Raw genomic sequence first — 13517 nt, 5'->3', positions numbered from 1 at the left:
GTGTNTGTTCGCGCTCGATGATGTCGCTGAGATACAGCGGGTCCTTATGCCCCTCGGGCCGGGCCATGACCAATCGGGCGCCGGTCATCAGCGGCCAGAAGAATTCCCACACCGAGACGTCGAAGCTGAACGGGGTTTTCTGCAACACCGTGTCGGCAGAAGTCAGTTGGTAAGCGTCCTGCATCCACAGCAGGCGGTTGACCACCCCGCTGTGTTCGTTGATCACGCCTTTCGGTTGGCCGGTGGAACCGGAGGTGTAGATCACGTAGGCGCTGTGCTGCGGGGTCAACTCTGCAAGAGAAAGGTTTTCCGTTGGCAGCGCTTGCCAATGCGGCTGATCCAGATCGATCAGCGGCACCGAGACTTCGCCGAGCAACGAACGCGTCGTTCCCTGCACCAGCACCGCCAGCGGCGCGCTGTCCTCAAGCATGTAGGCCAATCGTTCCAGCGGATACGCCGGGTCCAGCGGCACGTAACCGCCGCCGGCCTTGAGGATCGCCAGCAGCCCGACCACCATGTCCAGACCACGCTCGACGCAGATCGCCACCCGCGCATCCGGGCCTACGCCCAACTCACGCAGATGCCGCGCCAGTTGATTGGCCCGGGCGTTGAGTTCGGCGTAGCTCAGTTGCTGCTCACCTGCGACCACGGCGGGGGCCTGCGGCGAGCGCGTCACTTGCGCCTCGAACAAGTCGTGAATGGTCTGCTCAAGGTCGTAATCGACGTCCGTGGCATTGAGGCCGAACAGCAACTGCTGGCGCTCGGCATCCACCAACACCGGCAGGCGGTTCAAGGCCTGCTGCGGTGCCTGCTCCAGCGCCTCGACCAGCCCCGCCAACGCCTGCTGCATGTAGCCACACACCCGCGCCGCGCCGATCTGTGAAGGGGTCATTGCCGTAAGGTCAAAGCCCTGGCCCAGGTCATCGACGTTGAAGCTCAGCGGATAGTTGGTGCGCTCCTCGCTGGACAGGTTTTCGATGCCTTGCCAGGCCAGGCGATTGGCTTGCAACTGTTCCTCGCTGACGCTGTGCCGGTAGTTGAGCATGGCGCTGAACAGCGGCGACGGCGCGGCCACCCCGCTGCAACGCTGGGCCAGTGCCAGTGACGCATGCTCATGGCCGAGCAATGCGGTCAGTTGCGCATGGGTCGCACGCACGCCGGCACGCACCGAAACATCGCCCAGATCCACCCGCAGCGGCAGCGTATTGATGAACATCCCCAGACAGCGATCGGCGCCGGTACCGCCCTGCATCCGCCCCAGCAGCACAGTGCCGAACACCACGCGCGCATGTCCGGAAGTCGCCGCCAATACCTGAGCAAACGCCAGATGGAACAGGCTCGCGACGCTCACTCCCATCTGCCGCGCCTGGCTGCGCAAGCGCTGCGCCAAGGCTTCGGGCACGCGCTGACGGACTTCTTCGATGTCATGGCCGTCACCGTGCACATCCAGCAGACCGAACGGCAGCGTCGGCTCATCGATCTCACCGAGCATCGTGCGGAAGAACGCTTCATGCTCCTGCTCGCTGACGCCCAACCGGGTCTGCGCCACGTAATTGCGATACGGCACGGCGGGTATCAGGGCTTCGCCGTGACCGAAGAGCAGCGCCTGCAGTTCCTGCTGCACCACTTCCAGCGCCGTGTGATCCATGGCGATGTGATGGAACAGCAGCATGGCGACCACCCGGTCGTTGGCCGGATCCTGCGCGTACACCAGGCGAATCAGCGGCGCCTGACTGAGATCGATGCGGTAATGACGCGCGTCGAAACGCTCATACAACTGCGCCAGAACATCACCGCCCGCCGGATCGAATGCAACCTCCTGCAGCGGCAGCTCGGCTTCGCGCCAGACCACTTGCACCGGCGTTGCCAACCCTTCCCAGACCACGCCGGTGCGCAGAATGTCGTGCCGGGTCATGACCTGACGCAGCGCGGCGGCGAAGGCCTGCAAGCGTTCAAGGCTGTCGAACGCCAGGCGCGATTGCAGCAGGTACGGATCACCCTGCGCGGCGCTCAAGTGGTGATAAAGAATCCCTTCCTGCAATGGCGCCAGCGGATAAATGTCCTGCACGTTGGCGGCCCCGCCCGGCACCGTGGCAACCACGCGCTCAATGGCTGGCTGATCCAGTTGCACCAGCGTCAGCATGTCCGGGGTGATGTGCGTGCAACCGGCCGGAATCAGGTTGGCCGGCACCGCGACTTCGCGACCGCTGCCGACGGCGGCGGCCAGCGCGGCGAGGGTCGGCTGGCTGAACAGCACGCGCACGTCGGTGCTCAGGCCGAGCTGACGCATGCGCTCGATCAGGGTCACCGCCAGCAGCGAATGCCCGCCCAGCTCAAAGAAGTTGTCGTGCCGCCCGACCTGTTCGACCTGCAGCACCTCGGCCCAGACCTGCGCCAGCGCGGTCTCCACCGGCCCTTGCGGCGCTGCATATTCGCGGCTGAGCCAGGCGTCCTGATCCGGTTCGGGCAAGGCCTTGCGGTCGAGTTTGCCGTTGGCGGTCAGTGGCAGCGCCTCAAGCCGCACGTAAGCTGCCGGCACCAGTGCCTGTGGCAGACGCGCTTGCAAATGCGCGCGCAGATCCTCGATATCGACCGTTGTGCGGGCAGTAAACCAGGCGATCAACCGCGCCTCGCGCACCAGCACCACCGCGTCCTGCACCGCCGGATAGCTGGACAGCGCGGCTTCGATTTCACCCAGTTCCACCCGCACACCGCGCAGTTTGACCTGATCGTCGTTACGCCCCAGGTACTCGATATTGCCGTCGGCCAGCCAGCATGCGAGGTCGCCGGTGCGGTAAATGCGCGCCTGCGGTTCGTCACTGAAGGGGTCTTCGAGGAAGCGTTCGGCGGTCAGCTGGGGACGGTTCAGATAACCACGGGCCACACCCGCGCCACCGACGTACAGCTCGCCCGCCACACCCACAGGCACCGGACGTTGCTGTTCATCGAGCAAGTAAACCCTGGCGTTGCTGATGGGCCGGCCGATGTGCAGCAATTGCCCGGCATGGATTTGCCCTGAAGTCGCGACCACCGTGGCCTCGGTCGGACCGTAGTTGTTGATCACGGCAAAGGTCTGCTCACGCGGGAACTGGCGCAACTTGTCGCCGCCGATCAACAGCGTGCGCAAGGTCGGATGCCCCAGTTCACGACTGAAGGCGTATTCGGCAATCGGCGTCGGCAGGAAACTGACCTGCAACGGCTGCGCGCGCCACCAGTCGAGCAGTTCATCCAGATGTTCGTTGCTGATCGACGGCGGCGGCAGGTGCAGGGTCGCGCCGACACACAGCGCCGGCCAGACTTCCCAGGCCATCGCGTCGAAACCGCAACCGGCGACGCTGGCGGTGTGGCTGCCGGCGCGCAGGTCGAACGCCTCGCAGTGCCAGTGCACAAGGTTTTCCAGGGTCGCGTGTTCGACCATCNCAACCGGCGACGCTGGCGGTGTGGCTGCCGGCGCGCAGGTCGAACGCCTCGCAGTGCCAGTGCACAAGGTTTTCCAGGGTCGCGTGTTCGACCATCACGCCTTTCGGCTGGCCGGTCGAACCCGAGGTGTAGATCACGTAAGCCAGATGCGCCGGGGTCAGCGTCGGCAGTTGTGGATTGGTCGCCGCCAGGTGCTGCCAGAGGTTCTGATCCAGATCGATCACCGGCACCCGGCCCAGCAGCTCGCGGGTCGAGCCTTGCGCCAGCACCGCCACCGGATCGCTGTCCTGCAACAGGTAGGCGATGCGCTCCGCCGGGTACGCCGGGTCGACCGGCACATAACCGGCGCCAGCCTTGAGAATCGCCAGCAACGCCACCAGCATCTGCGGGCTGCGTGGCAGGCACACGGCAATCCGGTCGTCCGGCTGCACGCCGAGGCCGAGCAAGTGATGCGCCAGGCGATTGGCCTGCTGATTGAGTTGCGCATAAGTCAGTTGCTGCGTGCCCTGCACCACCACCAGCGCTTGCGGATGCAGCTCGGCCTGCACTTGCACCAGTGACTGAATCGTCGCCCCGCGCGGGTATGCCGCCGCCGTCGGGTTGAACCCGACCAGCAAGCGCTCGTATTCCTCCACCGCAAGAATCGGCAAACGGTTGAGCGCACGCTGTGGCGCCTGCTCCAGTGCGTGCAGCAGATGCTCCAGCGCGGTGTGCATGTAGCTGCAGATCCGTTGCGCGCCGATCTGCGTCAACGCCAGCACGGACAGGGAAAAGTCTGCGCCGAGATCGTCGACGCTGAGGGTCAGCGGATAGTTGCTGCGCTCTTCGCCACCGAGCAATTGCACGCCTTCCCAGATGCCCTGACCGTCACGCGGCTGCGCCTCGGCGACGGTATGCCGGTAGTTGAGCAGTGCGCTGAACAGCGGCGCGCCGGACACTGCGCTGCAGCGCTGGGCCAGCGCCAGTGGCGCATGTTCATGGGCCAACAGCGCGGTCAGCCGTGCGTGGGTGGTCTTGACAGCAGACTGCACGCCTTCGCTGACATCCACCCGCAGCGGCAAGGTGTTGATGAACACGCCCAGGGTGCGATCCGCGCCCTCGCCGCCCTGCAAGCGACCCAACAGCACCGTGCCGAACACCACGTCGCGGCGGTTGGCAAGTACCCCCAGCACCTGCGCCCAGGCCAGATGCATCAGGCTCGCCGGGCTGACACCCAACTGCCGCGCCTGCTCTCGCAGGCGCAGGGTCAATCCGGCATCGACGGCTTGCTGCGCCTCTTCAATGTCGCCGCCATCGCCTTGCACGTCGTGCAAACCGAACGGCAGGGTCGGCTCGTCGATATCGCCGAGCATGTCGCGGAAGAACGTTTCGTGCTCCTGCTCGCTGGCACCCAGACGCGCCTGCGCCACGTAGTTGCGATACGGCATCGGCGTGCCGAGGCGGTCGGCTTGATCGAACATAAACGCGCGCATCTCTCGGCCCACTACCTCCATGGCGGTGTGGTCGAGAATCAAGTGCTGGAACAGGATGATCGCCACCACCCGTTGCTGCGCCGGGTCTTCGGCATAGACGATGCGCATCAACGGCGCCTGGCTCACGTCGAGACGGTTGTAGCGGGCATCGAAGCGCCCGTGCAGCTGCTCAAGGACGTCGCCCTGAGCCGGATCCAGCGGCACCGCCTGTACCACCAGCAGCGCCTCGCGCCACACCACCTGATGCGGACTCGGCAAGCCTTCCCAGACCACGCTGGTGCGCAGAATGTCGTGACGGGCGACGACCTGCTGCAGAGCTTGGCTGAAGGTGCGCAGGCGCTCGACGCTGTCGAAGATCAGCCGCGATTGCAGCAGGTACGGATCGCCCTGTTCGGCGCTCAGGTGGTGGTAAAGAATGCCTTCCTGCAACGGTGCCAGCGGATAAATGTCCTGCACGTTAGCTGCCCCGCCCGGCACCGTGGCGACGATGCGCTCGATGCTCGCTTGATCGAGTTCGGTCAGGCTGAGCATGTCCGGGGTGATGCGGGTGCAACCCGGCGGAATGCGGTTGGCCGGCACTTCGATTTCGCGACCGCTGCCCACAGCGGCGGCCAGTGCAGCGAGGGTCGGCTGATTGAACAACACGCGCACGTCAGCCGCGAGGTCGATCTGACGCATGCGTTCGATCAGGCTCACCGCCAGCAGCGAATGCCCGCCCAGTTCGAAGAAGTTGTCGTGACGCCCGACGCGCTCGACGTTCAGCACGTCGATCCAGATCTGCGCCAGCGCGTTTTCCACGGCACCTTGTGGCGCTTCATATTCGCGGCTGAGCCACGCGCCGTGCTCCGGTTCCGGCAAGGCCTTGCGGTCAATCTTGCCGTTGGCGGTCAACGGCAATGCGTCCAGCCGCACGTAAGCCGCCGGCAACAGCGCCTCCGGCAAGCGTGCCTGCAAATGCGTGTGCAACTGCTGAATATCGACCGCCGTGCGCTCGGTGAACCACGCAATCAGCCGCCCGTCACGAACCAGTACCACCGCCTCCCGCAGCGCCGCGTGGCTGCCGAGCGCGGCTTCGATTTCACCGAGTTCGATACGCACGCCACGCAGTTTGACCTGATCATCGTTGCGCCCCAGGTACTCGAGGTTGCCGTCGGCCAGCCAACGCGCCTGATCGCCGGTACGGTACATGCGCGCCTGCGGCTCGTCGCTGAACGGATCGAACAGGAACTGCGCAGCGCTCAGCTCGGGGCGATTCAGATAGCCGCGCGCCACGCCGGCACCGCCGACATACAACTCGCCCGCCACCCCCACCGGCACCGGGTGCTGCTCGGCGTCCAGCACATAGACTTTGGCATTGGCAATCGGCCGGCCGATATGCAGCGGCTGATCCAGTTCGACCGGTCCCGAAGTGGCGACCACCGTCGCTTCAGTCGGGCCATAGTTGTTGATCACCTCGAAGGTTTGCGCACGGTTGAACTGACGCAGTCGGTCGCCGCCAATCAGCAGCGTGCGCAAGGTCGGGTGCTGCAATTGCCGGCTGAACGCGTATTCGGCCACTGGCGTCGGCAGGAAACTGACCTGCAACGGCTGCGCGCACCACCAGTCGAGCAGCTCGTCGAGATGCTCATTGCGGATCGACGGCGGCGGCAGGTGCAAGGTCGCGCCGACACACAGTGCCGGCCAGACTTCCCAGGCCATCGCATCGAAACCGAAGCCGGCGACACTCGCGGTCTGGCTGCCGGCCTGCAAGTCGAAAGCTTCGGCGTGCCAGTGCACAAGGTTTTCCAAGGTCGCATGCTCGACCATCACCCCTTTCGGCTGGCCGGTGGAGCCGGAGGTGTAGATCACGTACGCCAGATGGTTCGGCGTCAATGCCGGCACCTGCGGATTCGCATCCGAGAGGTGCTGCCAGAGGTCGTTGTCCAGATCGATGACCGGCACGCCACCGAGCAGATCGCGAGTCGAGGCCTGAGCCACGACCGCCACCGGGGCGCAGTCCTGCAACAGGTAGGCGATGCGTTCCGGCGGATACGCCGGATCGACCGGCACATAACCGGCGCCGGCCTTGAGGATCGCCAGCAGCGCCACCAGCATGTCCGGACTGCGCCGGGCGCACAGGGCGACCCGGTCATCGGGCTGCACGCCAAGGCCTATCAGGTGATGCGCCAGACGATTGGCCCGCTGATTGAGTTCGCCATAGCGCAACTGCTGCGCACCTTGCACCGCCGCCAACGCTGCAGGGTGCGCGGCCGCCCGGGCCTCGAACAAACGCTGCACGGTTTGTGCCGGCGGGAAGTCGCGACCGCTGATGTTAAAGCCGACCAGGACCCGCTGCCGTTCGCTCGGCGACAGCACCGAGATCTGCCGCAGTGGCGTGGCTGGCGTGTGTTCCAGGGCTGTCAGCAAGTTGTGCAGCGCGGTTTGCAGGTAATCGCAGACCCGCGCGCCATCCACTTGCGGCACCGCCTGCACGCTCAGGCGGAAACCGGTGCCGAGGTCGTCGACGCTGACCACCAGCGGATAGTTGCTGCGCTCGCGGGAGCTGAGAATCTCGATCCCGTCCCAGGCCACGCCTGCCGGCTCCGCCGCGCTGTGACGGTAGTTGAGCAAGCTGCTGAACAGCGGCAGCGACGCCGCCACACCGCTGCAACGCTGGGCCAGCGACAGCGAGGCCTGCTCATGCGCCAGCAATTGCGCCAGACGCTCATGAGTAGCGCGCACGCCTTGCTCTACCGAGGTAGCGCCAACACTGACCCGCAACGGCAAGGTGTTGATGAACATGCCGAGTGCGCGGTCGGCGCCCTCGCCGCCCTGCATGCGCCCGAGCAGCACGGTGCCGAATACCACATCCTCACGGCCCGAGACCTTTGCCAGCACCTGACCCCAGGCCTGGTGCACCAGACTCGCGGCGCTGATGCCGAGGCGCCGCGCCTGTTCGCGCAAGCGTTGGGCCACACTCGAATCCAGCGCTTGCGCGCTCTCGACGCTGCTGCTGCCATCGCCATGCACGTCCTGCACACCGAAGGCCACGGTCGGCTCGTCGATGTCGCCGAGCATGTCGCGGAAGAACGCTTCGTGCGCTTGGGTATCGGCATGCTGTTGCGCCTGCGCCACGTAGTTGCGGTACTGCACCGGCGCCGGCAGATCGGCACTGCTCGGTTGCAGGCTGTCGTTCATTTCCGCGAGCAGCACTTCCAGTGCGGTGTGGTCGAGGACGATGTGGTGCAGCGACAGGATGCCGACCCAGCGCTGCTGTGCACGGTCTTCGGTGTAGGCCAGACGCATCAGCGGCGCGCGGCGCAGGTCGAGGCGGTAGTGCCGTGGATCGAACCGCGCCTGCATCTGCTCCAGCACATCGCCTTCCAGCAGGTCGGCATCGATCCGCTCCAGTGCCAGCGGCGCCTCGCGCCAGACCACTTGCACCGGCTCCTCAAGCCCTTCCCAGAACACGCTGGTGCGCAGAATGTCGTGGCGCGCGATCACCGCATTCAACGCACGGACGAAGGCCTTGATCTGCGCCAGTCCGGCGAAGGCGAATTGCGCCTGCAACACGTAGGGGTCACCGGTGCTGGTCGCCAGATGGTGGTAGAGAATCCCCGCCTGCAACGGTGCCAGGCCGTAAATGTCCTGCACATTGCCGACGCCGCCGGGCACGCTGGCGACCACGCGGTCGATGGCGGCCTGATCCAGCGTGGCCAGCGGCAGCATGTCCGGGGTGATCCGCGTGCAATCGGCGGCAATCAGATTGTCCGGCACCCGCAGGGCGTGACTGTGACTCAGGGTCGCCGCCAGCGCCGCGACGCTCGGCTGGCCGAACAGCACGCGCACGTCGCACTGCAAGTCGTGCTGGCGCATGCGTTCGATCAGTTTCACCGCCAACAGCGAATGGCCGCCGAGTTCGAAGAAATTGTCGTGCCGCCCGACCTGCTCGACACCGAGCAGGCTCTGCCAGATGCCGGCGATCAGGATTTCCACTGGCCCCACGGGGGCTTCGAAACCGCGACGGACGAACGCGTCGCTGTCCGGTTGTGGCAGGGATTTGCGATCAAGCTTGCCGTTGTTGGTCAGCGGTATGGCGTCGAGGCGCACAAAGGCGCTCGGCACCATGTAGTCGGCCAGCGATTGCAGCAACGCGTCGCGCAATTGCGCGGAGCTCGGTTCAGTGCCTTCGGCGGCCAGCCAGTAGGCGACCAGACGCTTGTCACCGGGACTGTCTTCACGAGCGATCACCAGCGCTTCGCGCACACCGGCGCAGGCGGCGAGGCGAGCTTCAATTTCACCGAGCTCAATGCGGAAACCCCGGATCTTCACTTGATCGTCGTTGCGCCCCAGGTAGTCGAGGCTGCCATCCGCTGACCAGCGCGCCAGGTCACCGGTCTTGTACAGGCGCGCTGCAGCACGGCCGCTGAACGGGTCGGCAATGAAGCGCTCGGCGGTCAGCGCCTCGCGGTTGAGGTAGCCGCGGGCAACCCCGGCGCCACCGACGTACAACTCGCCGATCACGCCGACCGGCACCGGTTCGCGCTGCGCGTCGAGCACGTACAGCTGCAGGTCGGGAATGCCCACACCGATCGGGCTGCGCCCGACCAGTTGCGCGTCCGCTGCTTCCAGTGGGCGATAGGTCACGTGCACCGTGGTTTCAGTGATGCCGTACATGTTCACCAGCCGCGTACCGGCATTGCCGACCCGCGCGTACCACGGTTTGAGCAGGCCCGGCTCCAGGGCTTCGCCGCCGAAGATCACCTCGCGCAGCGAATGCTGCAACGGGCTGCGGCCCTGCGCGGCGATCAACTGGCGGAAGGCGCTCGGCGTTTGATTGAGCACGGTGACGCCACTGCGGCACAGCAGCGCGTAGCAGTCGTCCGGCGAGCGGCTCACGGCCTGCGGCACCAGCAGCAACTGGCCGCCAAACGCCAGCGCGCCCCAGATTTCCCACACCGAGAAATCGAAGGCGAAGGAATGGAACAGCGCCCACACATCTTGCGGGTTGAAGTTGAACCAGTCGTGGGTCGCCGCAAACAGGCGCACCACGTTGCGGTGTTCGACCATCACGCCTTTGGGCAGCCCGGTGGAACCCGAGGTGTAGATCACGTAGGCGAGATGACTCAGGCTCAGCCCGGGAATCTGCGGATTGCTGCCGAGTTCAGCCTGCAACTGCACACTGTCCAGATCGATGCTCGGCACTTCGAGCGCGCCAATCCTGTCCAGCGTATCGGCCTGAATCAGCACCGCCACCGGGGCGCTGTCCTGCAAGGTGTAGGCGATGCGCTCCAGCGGATACGCCGGGTCGATCGGCACGTAACCGGCGCCAGCCTTGAGGATACCGAGCAGGCCGATGATCATCTGCGGGCCGCGCTCGACGCAGATCGCCACGCGCTGATCCGGGCGAATCCCCCGTGCCAGCAGGTGATGCGCAAGTTGATTGGCGCGGCGGTTGAGTTCGCCGTAGCTCAGTGTCTGCTCCTCGAACAGCAGCGCTGTGGCCTCCGGGCGTGCCGCCGCATGCGCTTCGAACTGCTGGTGAATCAGCGGCGTTTGCGGGAACTGCGGCAACGGCGAGTTGACTCCGTGCAGCAGATATTCACGCTCGGCGGCCGGCAGGATATTCAGGCGTTGCAGTGGTGCATCCGGGGCCGATTGCAAGGCCTGCAGCAGGCTGTGCAACGCAGTGTGCAGGTAAGCGGCGATGCGTTCGGCGCCCAGCGCCGCATCCGCCAGCGCGGTGATGCGCAAGTCTTCGCCGAGGTCGTCGATGTTGATCGTCAGCGGGTAGTTGGTGCGTTCGCGCGCGCCCAGCACTTGCACGCCGGGGGCCAGTTCGCTGACCTCGGCGATCTCTTCGCTGCTGCTGTGGCGATAGTTGAGGATCGCGCTGAACAACGGCGTCGGCACCGCCACCGCACTGCAACGTTGGGCCAGTGCCAGCGAGGTCTGTTCATGGCCGAGCAACGCGGTCAGGCGTCGATGGGTGGCCAGCACCCCGGCGCGCACGCCGTCCTGCCCGACATCCACTCGCAGCGGCAAGGTGTTGATGAACATCCCCAGCGCCTGTTCGCCGCCCTCACCCGCCTCCATCCGCCCCAGCAGCACGGTGCCGAACACCACCGCCGTGCGCCCGGACAATTGGCCGAGCACCCGCGCCAGCGCCAGATGCATCAGGCTGGCGACGCTGACGCCGAGCTGACGCGCCTGGCCGCGCAGTGGCCGGCTCAAATCGGCGTCGAGCATCAGCACGGCTTCTTCGATGTCCTGGCCGTCGCCCTGCACGTCCTGCAGACCACAAGGCAAGGTCGGCTCGTCGATGTCGGCGAGCATCTCGCGAAAGAACGCCTCTTGAGACTGTTCGTCCAGACCCATGCGCGCCTTGGCCAGGTGATCGCGATACGGCACCGGCGGCCCGACCTGCGCGGTCTGGTCGAGCAGGTGCGCGCGGGTTTCGCGGCGCACCACATCGAGCGCGACGTGATCCATGATCAGGTGATGGAACAGCAGCAGCGCGACCACGCGCCCGTTGGCCGGGTCCATGGCGTACACCAGACGCAGCAGCGGCGCCTGCTGGATGTCGAGGCGGAAGTATCGTGGGTCGTGGCGCTCCAGCAGTTGCGCCAATGCATCCGCGCCCGGGTCGAGGGCGATTTCCTCGCAGTGCAGACGAGCCTGCCGCTGCACCACTTGCAACGGTTCGTCCAGACGCTCCCAGACAAACGAAGTGCGCAGGATATCGTGGCGTTCGATCATCCACTGCAACGCCTCGGCGAAGGCCTCCAGCCGTTCGCGGCTGTCGAAGGCGAACCGCGCTTGTGACACGTAAGGATCGCCGGCGGCTGCCGACAGGTGCAGGTAAAGCATGCCCTCCTGCAGCGGCGCCAGCGGGTAAATGTCCTGCAGGTTGGCGGCGCCACCGGGCACCTTGGCCACCAGCCGGTCGATGGTCGGCTGATCCAGCGTCACCAGCGGCAGCATGTCCGGGGTGATGCGAAACGCCGGGCTCAGCCAGTCGCCACCATGACGGGCGACCAGTTCCAGCAGCTGCGCCTTGTGTTCGCTGAGGCTGTCCCACAACGCATCGTCCAGCGCGTCGTCGCTGCCCAGAATGACCAGGTCTTCATCTTCCTGTTGAAGGCGGATCGCATGGGTGGAAAGAACAGCCATCAGTTCGCTGAAATGCATGGGATAACCTGCTGTAAATACGAGAAAAAGGAGCGCGCAGCCGCGAGTCCGTGCCTGCTGCGCGCAGCCTGGAAAAGCTAAAACATCGGGGCTTGCGGGGCTGACATGGGAAGCGGGGACAAGCCGCCGGCTCGGGCGCCGCAATCCCCCCCTGTAGGAGCTGCCACAGGCTGCGATCTTTTGATCTTGCTGTTAAAAGCCAAATCAGAAGATCGCAGCCTGCGGCAGCTCCTACAGGGTTCGGCGTCAGAGCCGGCGTTTGCGGGCCAGGCTCGGGATGGTGGTTGGCGGGATGAACACTTGCTGCGCCTCGGGTGTGGTGCTGAGCGCCAGCGCCGCCAGGGTCGGCTGACTGAACAGCGCCCGGGCGTCGGTGTGCAGGCCGCTCTGGCGCATGCGCGCCACCAGACTCACCGCCAACAACGAGTGCCCGCCCAGTTCGAAGAAGTTGTCGTGACGACCGACCTGTTCGACGCCGAGCACCTCGCCCCAGATCCGCGCCAGCGTGGTTTCGACTTCGCCCTCGGGTGCCACGTATGGGCGATTGATGACGGCATCGGCCCCCGGCTCCGGCAAGGCNGTTCGAAGAAGTTGTCGTGACGACCGACCTGTTCGACGCCGAGCACCTCGCCCCAGATCCGCGCCAGCGTGGTTTCGACTTCGCCCTCGGGTGCCACGTATGGGCGATTGATGACGGCATCGGCCCCCGGCTCCGGCAAGGCTTTGCGGTCGATCTTGTCGTTTGGCGTCAGTGGCAAGGCGTCGAGTCGCACGAACGCGCCCGGCACCATGTACTCGGGCAAACGTTCCAGCACATGCGCGCGCAGGGTTTCCAGTGACGGCGCGTCGATGCCGGCGCGCACGGTGTACCAGGCCACCAGACGCTCATCACGCACCATCACCACCGCTTGGCGAATCGCCGGATGTTCGATCAACCGTGCCTCGATTTCTCCCGGCTCCAGACGCAAGCCACGCAGCTTGATCTGGAAGTCGTTGCGGCCGAGGAATTCCAGCTCCCCGTGATGGTTGTAGCGCGCCAGATCTCCCGTGCGATACAGCCGATCCCCCGCCACAAACGGGCTGTCGATGAAGCGCTCGGCCTGCATCTCCGGCAGCCCGTGATAACCGCGCGCCACGCCAACGCCGCCGATGTGCAACTCGCCACTGACGCCTTGCGGTACCGGTTGACCGTAGGCATCGAGCACGTACAACCGGGTATTGCTCAGTGCGGTGCCGATCGGCACCACGTTGTCCGGCACCGGCATGTCCGGTTCCAGCGTCCAGCCCGTGCTGTCCACGGTGGTTTCGGTCGGGCCATAAACGTTGTGCAACCGCACCCACGGCAGGCGATCGCGCACCTGACGCGCCAGCGCTGCACTGAGTTCGCCGCCACCGTTGAGCACATCGGTCAGGCTGGTGCATTGCTCGACACCGTCCTGTTCAATGAACTGCTGC

The 13517-nt window shown here is 65.6% G+C and carries 1 protein-coding gene and 2 pseudogenes (1 of these 3 only partly in view); all 3 read right to left on the bottom strand.

All coding sequences use genetic code 11. The features are described from left to right. Positions 1 to 7: 7 nt before the first annotated feature. Positions 8 to 12062, bottom strand: a pseudogene (locus HXW87_RS15425) (amino acid adenylation domain-containing protein); the annotation flags it as partial. A 246-nt stretch (positions 12063 to 12308) separates the two neighbouring features. Continuing rightward, a pseudogene (locus HXW87_RS29495) lies at positions 12309 to 13456 on the bottom strand (non-ribosomal peptide synthetase); the annotation flags it as partial. A 46-nt stretch (positions 13457 to 13502) separates the two neighbouring features. Beyond that, a protein-coding gene (locus HXW87_RS15420; RefSeq protein WP_275588678.1) for a non-ribosomal peptide synthetase crosses the window boundary here: on the bottom strand, positions 13503 to 13517 show its end. 5493 nt of this gene lie beyond the right edge of the window; only the last 15 of its 5508 coding nucleotides appear in the window; its start codon lies off the right edge, out of view; its stop codon occupies positions 13503 to 13505.

It is taken from the genome of Pseudomonas sp. Y5-11 (assembly GCF_022368695.1).
Lineage (GTDB): Bacteria > Pseudomonadota > Gammaproteobacteria > Pseudomonadales > Pseudomonadaceae > Aquipseudomonas > Aquipseudomonas parakoreensis.
Note: the sequence above shows the minus strand (reverse complement) of the source record. Positions and strands in the feature narration are given on the sequence as shown.